Origin of the sequence: Stenotrophomonas sp. SBJS02, assembly GCF_020428325.2 — a bacterium.
In the GTDB taxonomy this organism is placed as follows: domain Bacteria; phylum Pseudomonadota; class Gammaproteobacteria; order Xanthomonadales; family Xanthomonadaceae; genus Stenotrophomonas; species Stenotrophomonas africana.
In genome coordinates this window covers 189988-207225 of sequence record NZ_CP109812.1, presented here as the reverse complement: position 1 = coordinate 207225, position 17238 = coordinate 189988, and the positions used below count along the sequence as shown (strand labels likewise).

Sequence of the window (17238 nt, the reverse complement as noted above, 5' to 3'; positions counted from 1 at the left end):
GCTATCCTGCCCGCCCATGCGTGCTCTCCGCCTGCTCATCGCCGTTGCCGTGGCCCTGGCGGCCACGGCCTGCCAGCGTCCGCCTGCAGCACCGGCCACGCCGGAACAGGCGCACCAGCAGGCGATGCAGCGCGCGTTTGAACTGTGTGCCGGCTGCCATACCGTGCAACCCGGGGGCATCCACCGCTTCGGGCCGAACCTGCACGGCGTGATCGGTCGTCGCGCCGGCAGCCTGCCCGACTACGGCTACTCCGATGGCATGCGCCGCGCCGACATCACCTGGACCGCGCAGACGCTGGATGCGTTCCTGCAGTCGCCCACCCACATGGTGCCCGGCACGCGCATGTACAACGCCTTCCCCAGCGCCGAACGCCGCGCGCTGGTGATCGCCTACCTGCAGCAGCAGTCGGCTCAGTGAGCCAGGCGCTGCAGCTGTTGCTGCAGCCGCGCCACGAAGGTCGCCACTGCCGCGAACAGCGACGCCACATCGGTTTCCGCCGCATCCTGCAGGCGCTCGACCAGTGCATTGGCCTGCGCGGCCAATCCCGTTGCCCCCACCGCGCCCAGTCCGCCGGCCTGCCGATGCAGGTGCAGCGCGGCAGTCTCGCGATCACCGGCCTGCACGGCGTGCTGTACGGCCGCCAGATCGCCTTCGCTGGCCTGCAGCAGGCTGTCACGCAGCTGCTCGGCCACCGCGCGCGAGCCGAAGCGCTGCTGCAGGGCCGCCAGATCAGGCAGCGTATCGCCATCGTCGGCCGCCACCTCGACCACCGGCACCTCGAACGACTGGCCCTGCGCCTGTGGCAACCAGCGCAGCAGCGCGGCGCGCAACGTTGCCAGTGACAGCGGCTTGGCCAGCACCTCATCCATGCCCGCCTCACGGCAGCGACGTGCATCGTCATCCAGCACGCTGGCGGTCAGCGCCAGCACGGTCAGCCGCGGCTGGCCATTGCGGCCTTCGCGTTCGCGCAGCAGCCGGGTGAAGCCAAAGCCATCCAGCACCGGCATCCGGCAGTCAGTGATCACCAGATCGAAGCTCTCCGACGACAGCCGATCCAGTCCCTGCTGGCCGTCACCGACCATCACGTGCGGCACGCCCAGCTGCTGCAGGCGCCAGGCCATCATCGCCTGGTTGGTCGGGTGGTCCTCGATCACCAGCACCCGTGCCTCGCGCAGCGGCGCAGGCAGCAGCGCCATCTGATCCTGCTCGGCCACCAGGGCTTCGACATCGCCACTGCCGGCCTCCACCAGCGACAGCCGCACCTCGGCGCGGGTGCCCTCGCCCAGCGTACTGTGCAACGCCAGCTCGCCGTCCATCATCTGCACCAGACGCTGGCAGATGCTCAAGCCCAGCCCGGTGCCGCCGTGGTCTCGCTGGATGTAGGCACCGGCCTGGGTGAACGGAGCGAACAGGTGCTGCAGCTGTTCCGGTGCAATGCCGATGCCGGTATCGGTGACACTCAGGCACAGCGGCTGAGCCCCCTCCTCGCTGGTCGGCCCCAGCACCTCCAGCTGCAGGCGAACCTCGCCCTGCGCGGTGAACTTGATGGCGTTGCTGAGCAGGTTGAACACGATCTGGCGCAGGCGTACGCCATCCACTTCGTGGGCCGGCGCCAGCTGCGGGTCGATCTGCACGTGCAACGCCAACCCACGTGCACTGGCCTGTGCGGAGAGCAGGCGGCACACGCTCTCCAGCAACGGCCGCAGTGGCTGCGGCACCGGCTCCAGGCGCAGTGCGCCAGCCTCCAGCCGTGAGTAGTCGAGGATGTCGTCCAGGATCTGCCGCAGCATCTGCGCCGAGTCCTCGATCACCCCAAGGATGCGCTGCTGTTCGGTGTCCAGCGGCGAATGCGCCAGCACTTCCAGCATGCCCAGCACGCCACTCATCGGCGTACGGATTTCATGGCTCATGGTCGCCAGGAAGCGCGACTTCGCTTCCGCCGCCTGCTCGGCCTCGGCCTTGGCCGTGACCAGGGCGTCGGCCTGTGCACGCGCTTCGCTTACATCCACCCAGTAGCCACTCCAGGTCACCGCACCGGCTTCGGCGGCATACGGATGGGCCTGGCTGCGCACCCAGCGCGCGCCTTCGCCCCCGGCGCGCAGGCGGAACTCGAGGATCAGCGGCGCGAACTGGCGCGCGGCCTGTTCGACGGCCTGCAGGATGTGCGCGCGATCGTCTTCTTCAATGCGTTCCAGCAGCATGCTGGCATCCTGCTCGGCCTGCTGCGGGCTGATCCCGAACAACGCCTGCAGATCACCGGCGATGAACGGAAAACTGAGCACGCCATCAGCGCTGCGGCGTGCCTGGTAGACCACCGCAGGCAGGTTGTCGGTGACCTCGGCCAGTCGCTGTTCCAGATGACGCCGGCCGGTCACTTCGCGGCGCAGGCGCCAGTAGCCGATGCCATGCACCAACAACGCGGTCAGCAGTACCAGCGCCAGTGGCAGGCCCCAGTGCAATGCGCTTTTCCAGTCAACGCCAGTGCGATACTCCACCGCCAGCCAGTCGCCACGCAGCGCCTCATGCTTGCGCGGCGTCATCTGCAGCAGCAGGCGGTCGAAGGTGGTCGCCAGTGCGGCATGCCGCCGCTCCACCGCCAGCACCAGCTGATCATTGAAGCCTGCCGGTGCAGCGACCTGCAGGCGGCCGGGGAAACGACTGCGCAGCAGGTAGTCGACCAGCGCCAGATTGCCCACGTAGGCATCGGCCTCGCCATCAAGCAGTCGCTGCATCGCCTGTTCCGCACTGCGTGCCGCCATGATCCGCGCCTGCGGTGCCTGCTGCAGCACGTAGCCCCGCACACGCTCGGGATCGGACAGCAGCACGCGCTTGCCCTGTAGGTCCGACATGCCCAGCAGGGCTGGGCTGTCGACGCGGCTGACGATCACGTTCGGCACACTGATGAAGGGCTGGCTGAACACCCAGTCCGGCCCCAGGTAGCGCGAATCGGCCGGGATTCCCATCACCGCCTGCAACTCGCCGCGGCGGGCCTTCTCACGCACCTCATACCAGTCGTGGCTGCTCTCCGGCTGCAGGTTGGCGCCAGCCTGCATCAGACGGCGCAGGTACTCACTGGCCAGGCCGCTGGGCTTGCCCTGCTCGTCGGTGAACGACAGCGGCGCCGCGTTCGGTGCGAAACCGATCTTCAACGGCTGTTCCAGCACCCGCTTCTCTGCCCGGCTCAGCGCCAGCTGCGCCGATGCCGACCACTGCGGCGGCGGCAGCCAGCGTTGTGCCAGCGCCTCCCGTTGCGACTGGCTGGTTGCCGCCAGCGCGAGGTCCAGCGCTTCGGCCAATGGCTGCTTGCTGTTGGGTACACCGAAGTGCAGGCGTTCGGGAGGCAGATCGCTCGGCCGCAGCAACACCACGCCCTGCAGGCGCTGGGTGGCGATCAGTTCGGTGGCGACATAGGCATTGCCGATATAGACATCAGCTTTGTCGTCTCTGACCATCTCGAGTGCCGCCAACGAGCTGTTTGCGACAAGCTGACGGGCCTGCGGAAAACGCGCGCGCACCTGCGGACCGGTCAGGAAGTCCTGCTCGATCACCACCCGCAGTCCATCCAGATCGGGATTGTCCGAGGCACGCAGGTCGTCGGGGCGGCCCACCAGAGCCAGCGGTGCCTCGCCATAGGCGGCGGTATAGACCATGCAGCGGGTGCGGTCGGCACTCAGACCGACATTCATCACCACATCGATCTCGCCACGACATGCCGCATCCAGCACGGAGGTCCAATCCGGAAAACGACGGGCCTCGACCTTCACACCCAACTGACGGGCAAGAAGCGACAGATAATCCGGGCCCAGACCCACCTGCTGGCCATCACGGAGTGACTCGAATGGTGGCCAGCCGCTGTCATACTGCCCCACGACGATGCTCGGATGGGTGGCCAGGTACTCGCGCTGCAGGGGACTGAGCGGCAGGAGGCCAGGAACGGCCTGCGCCAACGCTGCCGGCAGCGCCAGCAGGACCAGCAGCAGGACCAGTCCGCGAACAGCCCAGCTACGCATCGGCGACGATCTCCTAGAATCCTGCCAGGGACCGCGATGGTCGCGGCCCAGCCAGCCCGGTGGCCATACTAGAGCATGAGCTTGCGCATCATCATCGCAGACGACCACCCGGTGGTCCGTATCGGTACCCGCGCCGTCATCGAATCGAGCGGGGTAGGCCGCGTGGTCGGCGAAGCCGACAGTGCACAGGCGCTGATGGCCCTGCTTGGCAGCCAGCCCTGCGACCTGCTGGTCACCGACTACTCCATGCCCGGCAGCCCCCAGGCCGATGGCTTCGCCATGATCGGCATGATCCGCCGCCGCCATCCCGACCTGCCGGTATTGATGCTCAGCGTCTCCAACAACCTGGCCATCCTGCGCATGGTGCTCGACAGCGGCGTGCTCGGCCTGGTCGACAAGAGCTCGTCGATGGACGAACTGCCGCAGGCCATCCAGGCGGTCTATCGTGGCCAGCCCTATATCAGCCGCAGCCTGCGCGAGCGGGTCGAGACCGCCGGCAGCTGGCGCATGCGCGAGGGCGACGGCAAGCCGCTGTCGCCGCGCGAGGTGGAGGTGCTGCGGCTGCTTGGCACCGGCATGACGGTGAAGGAAATCTCGCTGCAGCTGCACAAGAGCGTCAGCACCATCAGCCGGCAGAAGGGTGACGCCATGCTCAAGCTGGGCCTGAAAGGCGACGCCGAACTGTTCGACTACCTGCGTGACGGCAGGATCTGAGAGCCGGCTCACACGCCGGAGGCCAGCCACCGCCCTCTTTGATGTGCCGCGGATCTGTGCCAAGATGGCCCGGCATGAGTTCTCAATGCGAGGTCGAAGGAATCGACCGGCTCATGTCCTCGCTCCCGTCCCTGGTGGATGGGGTGCGGTTTCCTGCCGGCCGTCTGGCCCGGCAACGCTGACCATGGAGAGGCGCATGCATCACCCCCCTGAGCTACGTTGGACCCTGCCGTTGCGGCCCCTGCGCGCATTCGCGGCGTGCCTGCTCGTCTCTCTTTCCGCTGCCGCCTGCAGCGCCGCCGATCCGGCCCCCTCGTCCTCCCAGCCTGGCGCCCCTGCGCAGGCTGCCAATGCGCCCCGACAGGATGTTGCCCCGATGCAGACCCCCACCCCCGATGCCGCCGTCATCCCGCCCGACGCGCCGACCGTGATGTATTTCACCTACCAGGTGGACGGCGATGGCGCGACCTCCTACGAGGTCCAGAACGGCAGCGTGGCGACCTTCTGGTTCGGCCACACCTTCACTCTTGATGGCACCACGTACTACACGGGTTTCTCCTGGGATACCCGCGAGCACTACGGCAAGCCGGGCGAGCAGACGCCGGCCGGTCCGGACGACCGCGCCAACCTCGCCGAGGCCACCTTCGTGCTGGCCGGCACCGACGCCAGGAAGCCATGGAAGTTCCGTGGCCAGGAATGGACCATCGGCGCACTGGGCGCGTACGACAAGGCCGACGATGTCGATACCCGGCGCAAGCCGCTTGAACATCGCACCACCGACGGCCGCCTGCTGCTGGCGGTGCCGACCAGCAGCTTCGACCGTGGCATCAGCAGCACCGGCTATGCGCTGCTGCTGTTCAACCCCAAGCGCAGCGAAGACGACGTGGACAGCAAGGTGTGGCGCTATGTCGGCTCGGTGCGCACCGGTGAGGACAACAGCGCGGCCTGCGACGAAGGCAACGTGATGCCCTGCACCGACAGCGATGGCGAACTGGCCTTCGTTGCCGACGGCAACGGCCTGCCGCGACTGACCGTGACCTTCAAGGGCACCACCATCGAAGCCCCCGGCAAGACCCGCGCTCTGGGTGCCGGCGACGCCGTGCACTACACCTTCGACAGCGCGACCCAGCAGTACGTCGCGCCCTGATAGCACCCGCCACGCGCGGGTTACCTGTTGACCGACATGTTCTTGACTCACGGATGAGTCCGGTTGGCGATTCGCGGCATGCGCCGCTCCATCAACCCCGAGGAAAACGTCATGGCACAGCATGACTACAGCAGAAAGGAAGTCCTGGACATCGTCGAGCAGGTTGCCCGGCACAAGGGCATCCCGGTCGATGACTTCATGCGCTTCGCGCACATCGAGACCGGCGGCAGCTTCAACGAGCGCGCCCACAACACCTCGTCCGGTGCCAAGGGCCTGTTCCAGTTCGTGCCCGGTTCCGCGCGCCAGTACCACCTGACCGGCCACGAGTTCGACCCCACCCGCAACACCGAAGCGGCCGCGCAGATGTACCAGGACAACCTGGACTCGATGGCGCGCCGCAACGAACGCACGGGCCAGCCGTACCTGTCCGGCGGAGCGACGCCAACCGGCCTGGATCTGTACCTGGCCCACCAGCAGGGCAGCGCCGGCTATGGCTCGGTGCAGACGGCCATCGCCACCGGCACCTTCGGCGTGGTGCGCAACGGCCATGGCGAAGAGATCAACATGCGCCGCAACGTGCTCAACCAGATCGGTTCCGATGCCAAGGCGCTGACCGGCCACACGCTGGCCGAGATGCGCGGCATGAACGACGGCGACCTGGCGCGGACGTTCTCCAGCTACTACATCCACAAGTACGCGGCGATCAGCATCCCGGAAAAGAACATTGCCCCGCAGACGGTGGCGCAGGGCCAGGGCCAGTCCCCGGCAGCGCCTGCACAGGCCAGCGCAGCTGTGGCGGCGGGCGCAGCCGCGCTGGCGGCAACCGCAACGGCGGCCGCCGCGCCGAAGCCGGGCATTGAACTGCAGGCCGCCTACGACGCAGGCCTGAAGTACGACCACGTGAAGTACGCCATCAACATTCCGGGTCACGCACTATACGTACCGGGCAAGACCGGCAAGAACGTGGAGCAGGGTTACATCGACTGTTCCGGCTGGGTCGGCACGCTGCAGAACCGGACCATGGACGAGATCAACCAGAAGGCCGGGCACGCGGTGTTCAGCAAGGCCGACCGCATCGACCTGGGCAACCTGGGTTCCGGCGGCATAGTGCGCAAGGCGTTCGACCAGTCCGGCGTGCTGCTGGACCGCGACGCGGTCCTGAAGCCCGATGCGCTGAAGGAAGGCATGATCATCGGCCTGGATACGGCCAGGACCCGCCACGAGCACTGGAACGGCATCGACCACATCGTGATGGTGGTGCGCGACCCCAACACCGACAAACTGCTGATCAGCCAGTCCACCGGCAGCAAGGGCGTGCACACCATGCCGGTGGAGGACTACCTCAAGCAGGTGAAGGACCACCCGAACTGGAAGCTGTACGCCTCCGATCCGCTGTCCAAGGCGCGCGACCTGCTGGAAAACCGCACCCAGTCGCACGAGCAGACCCAGGGCAAGCCAGCGGCCGAGCACAAGGCCGCTGCCACCCCGCACGCCGAACTGTACAAGCAGGGTGCGCACAGCGAAGGCGTGCGCAAGGTGCAGGAGCAGCTGGGCCACCTCGGCTACGTCGGTGCCGACGGCAAGCCGCTGGTCGAGGATGGCCGCTTCGGCCGCAACACCGACGCGGCGGTGCGCCAGCTGCAGAAGGACAACGGCCTGGTGGCCGACGGCATTGTCGGGGCGAAGACCCTGGAAGCGATCAAGGACGCACGCGAACGGCCGTTGCTCAACGACGAACGGCACCCACGCAATCCGTTGTTCATCCAGGCCAGCAAGGGTCTGGAGCTGATGCCGGCAGGCACCTTCAAGGATCGCCACGCGCTGGAAAGCGCCGCCGCAGCCCTGACCAAGGAGGCGCATGCTGCCGGCCTGCAGCGTATCGACTCGGTGGTTCCCAGCCCGAACGGCGAGCGTCTGTTCGCCGTGCAGGGCACGATCGGTGACCCGGCGGCCAGCCGCGTCGCGGTGGAGACGCGGGCGGCCAGCGAACAGAGCCTGGCGCTCAGCAGCGGCGCGGTGCAGGGTGCGCCGAACGTGCTGCACCCGCAGCAGGACGCCCAGCAGGAGCAGGCCCGGCAGGCACAGAAGGCGATGGGCGTCTAAGCCCGCAGCGCCTTGGCAGAGAAGGGAGGGCCACGCCGGCGTGGCCTTTTCCCTTTCTGCCAGCTGAGCGGCCGGGGCCGCTTTCAGCCTTGCTTCATGCCGCCTGCCGCTAGATGAATGCGCAAGCCGCACGGTGGACCAGGCAATGTTCCGGCAATGTTGGAACGCCAGCGTGGACACCACGGCAGCCGGGGCGCCCCGCGCCCTCCCTGCCCAGCGTGGCATGCACCTCACAGGAGAACGAACATGCTCAGTACTTCCGCACTCAGCTTCCGTGGTCTGGCGATGGCTCTGGCTCTGGTGGCCGGTGTGGCCGTGGTCAGCGATGCCAGCGCGATGTCGAGGAAGGACAAGCGCACCCTGGTCGGCGCCGTGGTCGGTGGCGTGGCCGGCAACCTGCTCTCCAACGGTGATCCCGCCGCCACTGTCGGCGGTGCCGTGGCCGGCGGTGCGATCGGCAACCTGACCACCTCCGATCGTCGCGACCGTCGCTATTACGACAACCGCTACTACAACGACCGTTACGACCGCCGGTACGATCGTGGCTATTACCGCAGCGGCTACTACGACCGTGGCGACGACCGCCGCTGGCAGCGCGAGCGTTACTACGACAACCGCTACTACCACGACCGCGGTCGCCATCGCGGCTGGTAAGCAGGACGGCATCCTCCATGCCGATGCACGGACGGGCGGGTCGATGACCCGCCCGTTTGCGTTGGCCGCGTGCATGGCGTTGAATGCGCAGCCTTGGATGTGACTTTCCCCACCGGGGCTGCGGCATGACGTCTTCCTCCCATCGCGTGCAGGGCCTCAACAACGACGAGGTCCCTGCCGACTGGCCACCGATCAGCGCGGCGGACATCGCGTGGCTGAGTACGCGTTACCCGCAGCTGGGCGGGCACAGCCAACCGCGCTGGCACAGCCCACGGCCGCTGTCGGCCGCCGCCATCGTCGACGGCGTGGACGGTGCGGTGTTCATCAAGCGCCACCACCACAGCGTGCGCAGCGCGGCCTGCCTGGAAGAAGAACACCGCTTCATCGCCCATCTCGCCGCCGCCGGCGCGCCGGTGGTGCAGGTGCTGCCGGCGGTTGATGGCCACACCGCGGTCGAACACGGCGAATGGACGTTTGAACTGCACGATGTCGGCGTGGGCGACGACCTGTACCGCGACGCGGTGTCGTGGTCGCTGCTGACCGATGTTGCGCAGGCCCGCGAAGCCGGGCGCGCACTCGCACAGCTGCACCTTGCCTCGGCCAGCTATCACGCGCCCCAGCGCAGCACCCATGTGCTGGTCGCGCGCGACGATCTGATCCGCGCCGACGATCCGATCGCGGCCATCAAGGCAGGGCTGCATGAGCGCCCCGGGCTGGCCCGCTATCTGGCGCGCATTCCGTGGGAAGTGCAGCTGCAGCGTGACGTGCTGCCATGGCATGCCGGCCTGGCCCAGCGCCTGCGCGACGAGCCACGGCTGTGGGCGCACAACGACTGGCACGTTTCCAACCTGCTGTGGCGCGATGGGCAGGTCGGTACCGTGCTGGATTTCGGCCTGGCCTCGCCCACCAGCGCACTGTTCGACCTCGCCACCGCGATCGAGCGCAATGCGGTGGCGTGGCTGGAACTGGAGCGCGGCATGCAGGCGGTGCGCATCGATATCGCGCTGGCGTTGCTCGACGGCTATCGCCAGGCGCTGCCGTTGTCGGCGGCACGCGTGCACCTGCTGGCCGACCTGCTGCCGATGGTCCATTTCGACTTCGCACTGTCCGAAGTGGAGTACTTCGAAGGCATCATGGTTCGACCGCGAACGCGGATGTGGCCTGGCAGCCCTTCATGCTGGGGCATCCGGCATGGTTCCACAGCGCGCCGGGGCAGGCACTGCTGCAGGCGCTGCACGCGGCAGCCTGAAGGGCACCGACTCGCAAATCCGTACCATTTGTAGTGAAATGGTCACCTGAAGCGGGGGTGCCTGGATCTGCCAGGCTGAGAGAGTCCCTTGGAACCTGATCCGGTTTGCACCGGCGTAGGGAGCTTTGAGCCGCAGCCACACCCCCGTCATGGGCCGGTGCACCTGCGCGCCGTCGCTTCGTCTCCCTTGTTGTCCGAAGACGAACCGAATGAACCGCTGCCTGCGCCCCACCCTGCTCTTCCTCGCCCTCTGCGCCGCGCTGCCGCTGCATGCCCGCGAGGCCGAGGCGTCCCCTGATGTGGCTGCCACCGGCGCCGAGCGCTCGCCCACCGAGCTGGCGGCGGTGCGCGTGCAGGCCGGCAAACCGAAGGCCGATACCTCGCGCGTAAACGCCTTCGGTGGCGGCAGCTGGAAGGACACGCCGGCCTCGGTGAACGTGCTCGAGCGCGATTACCTCGACCGTCGTCAGGTGCGTTCATTGTCCGAGCTGGCCAGCAACGATGCCTCGCTGGGTGATGCGTATGCACCGGTGGGTTACTACCAGAACATCGCCATCCGTGGCTTCGCCCTTGACGCCGCCACCGGCTATCGCTTCAACGGCCTGTCCATCGCCGGCGAACAGCGCCTGGCGCTGGAGAACGTGCAGTCGGTTGAGATCCTCAAGGGTGAAGCCGGCCTGGCCGCAGGCGTGATGGCACCCGGCGGCATCATCAACTACATCGGCAAGCGCCCGGCCGAAATGCGCACCGCCACGCTCGGTACCGACTCGGAAGGCTCGCGCTACGTCGCTGTCGATGTCGGCCACTGGATCACCCCGCGCTTCGGCCTGCGCCTGAATGCCGCATGGGATTCCAGCAATTCCTATGTCGAGCACGCCGATGGCCGCCGCAATTTCTATTCGCTGGCCGCCGACTGGCTGATCGGCGAGCGCGGCAAGCTGGAGGTGGACGCCAACTACCAGACCAGCTCGCAGCGTTCGGTGTCCGGTTACCAGCTGCTGGGCGCACGCGACCTGCCGCGCGGCGTCGACCGCGAGCACCTGCTCGGCTACCAGCCGTGGCAGCGGCCGGTGGATATCGCCAGCACCAACATCACCGCCCTGCACACCTACGACTTCAACGAGACCTGGCAGTCGCGCGTCTCGGTCGGCCACAGCCGCTCGGTGATCGATGACAACGTCGCCTTCGCCTACGGCTGCTACTACGCCGTGCAGTGCGCCGATGGCAGCGTGCCGGGCAACTACTTCGCGCCCAACGGCGACTACGACGTCTACGACTACCGCAGCCCGGACGATACCCGCCGCAACCAGCAGGCCCGTGCCGAACTGCGTGGCCGCTTCGAGACCGGCAGCGTCGGCCATGAGCTGACCCTCGGCGCCGACTACTTCCGCCGCACCGTGGACAGGCGCCCGAGCGTCAACGAGTACGTTGGCACCACCAACATCCACGACGCACCGGTGCCGGTGTTCGCGCCGTCGCCGAAGATGCCGGGCCCGTCCGCACGTCGCCTGGACAGCGGCCAGACCGCGTTCTTCGCGCTGGACCGGATGAGCTTCGGCGATGACTGGCAGTGGCTGGCGGGTGGCCGCTTCGTGCGCCTGGACGAGCGCGCCTACGACAAGCGTGGCACCCCGCAGCGGCACAGCCGCCTTTCTCGCTTCCTGCCGCAGACTGCGGTGGTGTGGAAGGCCACCGACCAGCTCAATGCCTATGCCAGCTACGTGCGCGGCATTTCGCTGGGCCAGGAAGCGCCGTTCTGGACCAGCAACGCCGACACCTTCCTGCCGTCGGTGCAGTCGCGGCAGCTGGAAGTGGGCGTGAAGTACGTGCCGGTCGAGGCGCTGACGCTGGGCGCGGCGGTGTTCCGCATTTCGCAGCCGTACCAGTACGCCAAGCCGGACAACAGCGACGTCGGCTACACCTTCATCGAAGAAGGCACGCAGACCCACACCGGCCTGGAGCTGACCGCCAACGGCCAGCTGACCGATGCGCTGCAGATCGTGGCCAGCGCCAGCGTGCTGCAGGCGCGCGCGCGCGACACCGGCACGCCGGCCTATGAAGGCCATCAGCTGGTGAACGTGCCGAAGGTGCGCGCCAGCGTGCACCTGGCCTATGCGCTGCCGTTCGTGCAGGGCCTGGATGTGACCGGTGGCTGGCGCTATGCCGGTGCCAATGTCGCCCGCGCCGACGGTGGGGTGCGCGCACCGGACTACTCGGTGTTCGATGCCGGCCTGCGTTTCCAGCATCGCCTGCATGAGCGCGCAGTGACCTGGAACCTGTCGGTGGACAACGTGTTCAACCGCTTCTACTGGCGCGATACCGGCAGCAGCGGTGGTGACTACTACCTGTTCCCCGGTGCACCGCGACAGGCCCGCCTGTCGGTGACGTTCGCGCTGTGAGCGGCGTGATGCTGGAGTGGACCGCCGCGCTGAGCAGCATCCTCGGCGTCTGGCTGATGGCCCGGCGCCGGCTGGCAGCGTGGCCGGTGGGCCTGCTGTCGGTGACGCTGTACGGTCTGGTGTTCGCCGAGGCCAAGCTGTACTCGGACACCCTGCTGCAGGTCGCCTTCGGCGGCTTCCTGGTCTATGGCTGGCTCAACTGGCGGCAGCACGCCGCCGATGAAGGCAGCATCCGCATCGTGCCGCTGGCGCGCGGCAAGCTGCTGCGCGACCTGGCCATCGGCCTGTGCGGTGGCGTGGCGCTGGGTGCGGCCATGCACACCTTCACTGATGCCGCACTGCCCTGGCTGGACGCGATGCTGACCGCGCTGAGCCTGGTCGGCCAGTGGTGGCAGGCGCGCCGCCACGTGGCCTGCTGGTGGGTGTGGATCGCGGTGGACGTGGTCTATGTGGGTGCGTACCTGTTCAAGTCGCTGCACGTGACCGCCGCGCTGTACGTGTTCTTCCTCGGCCTGGCCGTATTCGGCCTGCGCGCATGGAGCGCCGCCGCGCGTGAACCGCAGGTGGCAACCCGGTAGAGCCACGCCATGCGGGGCTGTTAGGGGCAATCGGCGCGCCATCCACGCATGGCGTGGATCTACGGGGTCAGGGCCAGACCCAGCCGCAGCGGCTGGCGCATGTCGGCCGGTGGGGCCGCCTGCAACGGCGCGGCCTGCAGCGTCGCGCGCAGGTCGGCGTCGACCTGGGCATCACCCAGGCTGTCGAATTCCAGCTTCGAGATGCGGCCATCCGCCGCGATCCACACGCTCACCGATAGCGGCGTCGGTGCGTCCGGATGTGCCTGCAGCCATTCCAGCACGCGCTGCGCCTGCGGGTCCTGCTCCTGCTGCAGGCGCTGCTGCAGCTGCCCCCCCACGGCGGCGGCGTAGGCCATCCAGTGCGCAGGGGCTTCCTGCGCGGACACCGCAGCGCTCCCCAGTGCCAGCGCACCGAACAACGCGGCCAGCCGCTTCCACCCGCGGCGTGCGCCGCTCCTGTTTCCGGTCATGGCCATCGCCCGCCTCCTGCACTCGCATCCAACGGCAGATGGTCGGCGCGGTAGATGACAGGCAGATGGCGGCACAGTAGAGCCACGCCATGCGTGGCTACTACGGGCAACGTGTGCGCCATCCACGCATGGCGTGGATCTACTGGAACAGAGCGGCCAGTAGCATGCGCAAGAACGAGAGGCGCGATCAATCGCCCAGATCGGCCAGCACCTTGCGCGAGGGCGCGAAAAAGGTCACGCCGGTGGTGGCGGTGGAGAAATCAAGGATGCGGTCGTGCAGTGGCGCGGGATTGCCGATGAACATGCGCTCGAGCATCTTCTCGATCACCCACAGGCGGCGCGTGTAGCCGATGAAGTAGGTGCCGTACTCGCCGCGACCCGGGTTGGCGAACGGCATGTTGTCGCGCAGGATCTCGTGCTCGCCGTCAGCATCCTCGATGGTGCACAGCGTCTTGTGCGACTTCTGCGCATCGGCCGGCGCATCATCCAGCTCGATGTTGTCGTGCTTGGTGCGGCCGATGATCGCTTCCTGCGCCTCGGTCTTCTGTGCGCGCCAGGCATCAAGATTGTGCAGGTACTTCTGCACCACCACGTAGCTGCCGCCGGCATGCTCCGGGTCTTCCTCACCCACGATGGTGGCTTCCGGCAGCGACAGCCCTTCCGGGTTGGCGGTGCCATCGACGAAATCGAGCAGGTCGCGGCCATCGAAATAGCGGAAGCCGGCCACGTCATCGACCGTCTCCACCGCATCGCCGAAGGCCATCAGCAGGTTGCGCTCGAATGCCACGATCAGATCCATGGTGCGTGCGCGGATGTGATACAGCAGGTCGCCGGGCGTGGACACGGCGGTGTGGGTCGCGCCCTTGATCTCGCGGAACGGTTGCAGCTCACGCGGCGGCGTGGTGCCCACCAGCGGCTGCCACACGCGGTAGCCAATGGCCACGTTGCAGGTGAAGGTGCGCTCGATCTCGCGGATGGCGGTGTTCTTGATCAGGTCATCGGTGCTGGCCAGGACCTCGCGTGCCTTCGCGATCGACGCCTCGTCGTCCTTCACCTTCAACACCAGGAACGCCGCCGAATGGGTCAGTGGCGCGGTGATCTGCTGCGGCTCGTTGTCGAGCGTGTGATTGAGAGCGGTGATCGGTGCGGGCTGGGAGTTCACGGCGGTTCCTGCTGGCTTGAGGCGGGCGCATCGCGCGTGGCGATGTGCGGGCGATCATAGCCGAAGCTCCTGATCGGCGACGGAGCGGTTCTCAGGTTGCGGCGGATACCGCGTGCGTTTGAGACAGCACCATGACACTGCTAGCCTGCGCCATGAGGCCGGCAGGACGTGGCCATCCCTGCACTTCACGGAGGAAGACGCTGATGTCCCATACATCGATGCAGTGGCTGCGCGCATCCGCCACAACCGTGGCCCTCGCTCTGGCGCTGGGCACACCGCTTGACGCGCACGCCGCTGCCGAGGATCCCTTCTTCGCCGCCCTCGATCGCTACGGCGCCGATGACTTCAGCGGATGCGCGCGACTGCTCGGCGAGCTGTTGCAGCGTGGTGGCCGCTTCCCCGACGGCGGCGAGCTGCTGCTGGTGGAATGCACGGCCGCTGCCGGCGACCGCAGCCAGGCAATGGACTACGTGAACCAACTGCTGCCCCGCGGGCGCCTGTCATTCGATGATCTGCTGCACAAGGATCGACCGGGCCTGAACGCCCTGCGCGCCGATCAGGCGTGGCCGGACATGCAGCGGCGCGTGGAAGCCGCCGAGCAGCAACGCCTCGCGCAGCTGGACGCGCCGTTGCGCAAAGAGCTGCTGGAGCGCGCCGCACGTGACCAGGCCGCCCAGCATGTGGCCATCGACGCGGGGGGTGGCAATGCGTTCAAGGGCGTAGCACCGGTGGCCCAGGCCAATGCCGATTGGTTGAAGACCATGATTGCCGACAAGGGCTGGCCGACCTATTCGCGGGTCGGCCATGACGGGGCCAAGGCGGCCTGGCTGATCGTCCAGCACGCCGATCACGATCCCGCGTTCCAGGCACAGGTACTGCCGATGATCGAACATGCGGCGAAGGCCGGCGAGGCCGATCTTCCCGATCTGGCGTTGCTGACCGATCGCGTACTGCTCGCGCAGGGCAAGCCGCAGCGTTACGGCAGCCAGTTCACCACCGCCGGCGACGGCACGATGGAGCTGCGGCCCACCGAAGACATGGACGGACTGGACGCACGGCGCCAGGTCATGGGGCTGCAACCGCTGGCGCAGTACAAGGCCACGCTGTCGGAGGCGTATCGCAAGCCGGTCCGCTAGGGCCGTATCAGCCTGGACGCATCACGGGTCGATGCAGACAACGTACTGCTGTGGGTCGGTCCAGGCGATGCGCAGATACGGACCTTCGAGCAGACCGCGGTCGCGAAGCCAGGCAAACACCTCGGCCGGGCTCCATTCGCGACCGGCCAAGAACGCTACGCCCCGGTCACGCAGGGCAGCGAACAAGCGGGCTTTGCCGATGTCGTCGCCCACTTCGGCGCACAATGTCGCCGCCTGCCCCGCCATGCCGAGTGCCTGCAACGCCGCACGCGCGTCTGCGTCCAGCACCACCACCTGCACGGTATTGCCGTCGGCCTGCTGCACATACGCGGAAATGGGGATCAGCATGCGCTGGACTCTGCCTGGCTCGGCCCAGTATGCATGCTCCGCGGCGGGTATCAGCAGGTTCAGGTCGCATCACTCCAGACCGCCAGTTCGTAGCCGTCCAGATCACGGAAGTGGAAGCGGCGGCCACCGGGGAACGCGAACACCGCCTGTACGACTTCGCCACCGGCAGCGATTACACGCTGCTGTGCATCGGCCAGGTCCGCGCAGTAGAGGATCACCAGCGGCCCCCCGTGGGCACGCACCGGCGCGTCGGCCACGAAGCCACCTTTCAGACGGCCGTCGTCGAACTCGGTGTAGGCCGCGCCGTAGTCGGTGAAATGCCAGCCGAACACCTCGCCGTAGAAGCGTTTGCTGCGGGCAATGTCGGCGACGTTGAATTCGATGTTGTCGATGCGGCGTTCGGCATCGTGAGTAGCGGCATGGCTCATGGCGTGGCTCCTGGGTGGGAGCCCAGCTTCAATCAGCGCGGCATCGCGGTCTTGAACGAAACGGCCATCATTGGCCCCATTCGAGGCGCAGTTCGCGTGCGGTCATGCTGGCAAGCTCGCGCGCCTCGCGGCTGAGATGGGCCTGGTCGGCATAGCCGGCCTCTGCGGCCAGCATCGCCAGCGAGTGCTGCGGCAGCGCACGGCTGTGGCGCAGGAAGCGTTGCAGGCGCAGGATCCGCTCCAGCGTCTTGGCGCCGTAGCCGAACTGCAACTGGCTGAAACGTCGCAGGCTGCGCGGGCTCAGGCTCAAGTGCGCCGCCAGCGTATCCAGCGTGGCGTCACCCGCGGCGAGCGCCCGGAACAGGACATGTGCACGCTGCGCCGAAGTATCCAGCGCGGACGCACCCATATGCTGCTGCAGGCAGTGCGCCATCCGCTGCAGGCGCAGTGCAGGCGCGGTGTCGCCGATGGAGGCCGCAGCCTTCTTCGCCCACGTGCCCTTCAGATCGGCCAGTGGCACGGCCTGGCCGATGATCCCGGCCAAGGGCAGGCCCAGCGCGGCCAATGCCTGGCCGGGACGGAAGCGTGCGCCGAGCACCTGTGCACCGGGTGCCAGCGCCGGGTGCGCGGCCACGCGGTCCGGGCCGACCACGAACAACGCACCGTCGCGCCAGAGGATATCCACGCAGCCATCGGGCAATACGGTGATGTGCCCATCGGCATCGGCAGGAAGCTGGCTCTGCCAAAGCTGGCCAAAGTGGCCGCGCAGCGGCGCAGGCGCCAGATGCTCCTGGTAGGCCGTGCCAGTACCTGCGAGGGAGGAAGGGTCGCCCATGCCG

The 17238-nt window shown here is 67.6% G+C and carries 14 protein-coding genes, 1 pseudogene and 1 riboswitch; of the genes and pseudogenes, 9 read left to right on the top strand and 6 right to left on the bottom strand.

Annotated elements, in window-relative coordinates; translation table 11 throughout:
- The first annotated feature begins 16 nt into the window (after positions 1 to 16).
- Positions 17 to 418 carry a c-type cytochrome gene (locus FQS62_RS00935; protein WP_049446178.1) on the top strand — a complete coding sequence of 134 codons (402 nt, stop codon included), beginning with the start codon at positions 17 to 19 and terminating at the stop codon, positions 416 to 418.
- On the opposite strand, the gene FQS62_RS00930 is transcribed toward FQS62_RS00935, so the two are convergent.
- Positions 412 to 4011 carry an ATP-binding protein gene (locus tag FQS62_RS00930; protein WP_208043803.1) on the bottom strand — a complete coding sequence of 1200 codons (3600 nt, stop codon included), beginning with the start codon at positions 4009 to 4011 and terminating at the stop codon, positions 412 to 414. The genes FQS62_RS00935 and FQS62_RS00930 overlap by 7 nt on opposite strands.
- Before the next feature lie 75 nt (positions 4012 to 4086).
- On the opposite strand from FQS62_RS00930, the gene FQS62_RS00925 reads away from it, so the two are divergent.
- From FQS62_RS00925 to pnuC, 7 genes and pseudogenes are all read left to right on the top strand, one after another.
- Positions 4087 to 4725, top strand: a complete 639-nt coding sequence (locus FQS62_RS00925) for a response regulator (protein WP_049446154.1) — start codon at positions 4087 to 4089, stop codon at positions 4723 to 4725.
- Positions 4726 to 5101: 376 nt separating this feature from the next.
- On the top strand, positions 5102 to 5872 hold the full coding sequence (locus FQS62_RS00920; protein ID WP_129550594.1) for a hypothetical protein: 771 nt from the start codon (positions 5102 to 5104) through the stop codon (positions 5870 to 5872).
- A gap of 111 nt (positions 5873 to 5983) precedes the next feature.
- Positions 5984 to 7975: a peptidoglycan-binding protein gene (locus FQS62_RS00915; protein ID WP_154349910.1), complete on the top strand. Its 1992-nt coding sequence runs from the start codon at positions 5984 to 5986 to the stop codon at positions 7973 to 7975.
- 246 nt (positions 7976 to 8221) lie between these two features.
- Positions 8222 to 8629 carry a glycine zipper 2TM domain-containing protein gene (locus tag FQS62_RS00910; RefSeq protein ID WP_049446151.1) on the top strand — a complete coding sequence of 136 codons (408 nt, stop codon included), beginning with the start codon at positions 8222 to 8224 and terminating at the stop codon, positions 8627 to 8629.
- A 125-nt stretch (positions 8630 to 8754) separates the two neighbouring features.
- Positions 8755 to 9878, top strand: a pseudogene (locus FQS62_RS00905) (phosphotransferase).
- Between the two features lie 43 nt (positions 9879 to 9921).
- A riboswitch (TPP riboswitch) is annotated at positions 9922 to 10017 on the top strand.
- A gap of 70 nt (positions 10018 to 10087) precedes the next feature.
- Positions 10088 to 12277, top strand: coding sequence for a TonB-dependent receptor (locus FQS62_RS00900; protein WP_208043805.1), 2190 nt, complete (start codon positions 10088 to 10090; stop codon positions 12275 to 12277).
- Between the two features lie 8 nt (positions 12278 to 12285).
- Complete coding sequence (gene pnuC, locus FQS62_RS00895) at positions 12286 to 12855, top strand: nicotinamide riboside transporter PnuC (RefSeq protein ID WP_208043806.1); 570 nt, start codon at positions 12286 to 12288, stop codon at positions 12853 to 12855.
- Positions 12856 to 12914: 59 nt separating this feature from the next.
- On the opposite strand, the gene FQS62_RS00890 is transcribed toward pnuC, so the two are convergent.
- Positions 12915 to 13331: a hypothetical protein gene (locus FQS62_RS00890; protein ID WP_208043807.1), complete on the bottom strand. Its 417-nt coding sequence runs from the start codon at positions 13329 to 13331 to the stop codon at positions 12915 to 12917.
- A gap of 181 nt (positions 13332 to 13512) precedes the next feature.
- Entirely contained in the window at positions 13513 to 14487 is a 975-nt protein-coding gene (locus tag FQS62_RS00885; protein ID WP_208043808.1) for a Dyp-type peroxidase, read from the bottom strand.
- Positions 14488 to 14690: 203 nt separating this feature from the next.
- Between FQS62_RS00885 and FQS62_RS00880 the strand changes: the two genes are divergently transcribed.
- Positions 14691 to 15623 carry a DUF6624 domain-containing protein gene (locus tag FQS62_RS00880; protein ID WP_208043809.1) on the top strand — a complete coding sequence of 311 codons (933 nt, stop codon included), beginning with the start codon at positions 14691 to 14693 and terminating at the stop codon, positions 15621 to 15623.
- A 21-nt stretch (positions 15624 to 15644) separates the two neighbouring features.
- On the opposite strand, the gene FQS62_RS00875 is transcribed toward FQS62_RS00880, so the two are convergent.
- From FQS62_RS00875 to FQS62_RS00865, 3 genes are all read right to left on the bottom strand, one after another.
- Positions 15645 to 15971: a hypothetical protein gene (locus FQS62_RS00875; RefSeq protein WP_088480019.1), complete on the bottom strand. Its 327-nt coding sequence runs from the start codon at positions 15969 to 15971 to the stop codon at positions 15645 to 15647.
- 59 nt (positions 15972 to 16030) lie between these two features.
- On the bottom strand, positions 16031 to 16399 hold the full coding sequence (locus FQS62_RS00870) for a VOC family protein (protein ID WP_088480018.1): 369 nt from the start codon (positions 16397 to 16399) through the stop codon (positions 16031 to 16033).
- Between the two features lie 67 nt (positions 16400 to 16466).
- Positions 16467 to 17234: a helix-turn-helix transcriptional regulator gene (locus FQS62_RS00865; protein ID WP_154348319.1), complete on the bottom strand. Its 768-nt coding sequence runs from the start codon at positions 17232 to 17234 to the stop codon at positions 16467 to 16469.
- Positions 17235 to 17238: the final 4 nt, after the last annotated feature.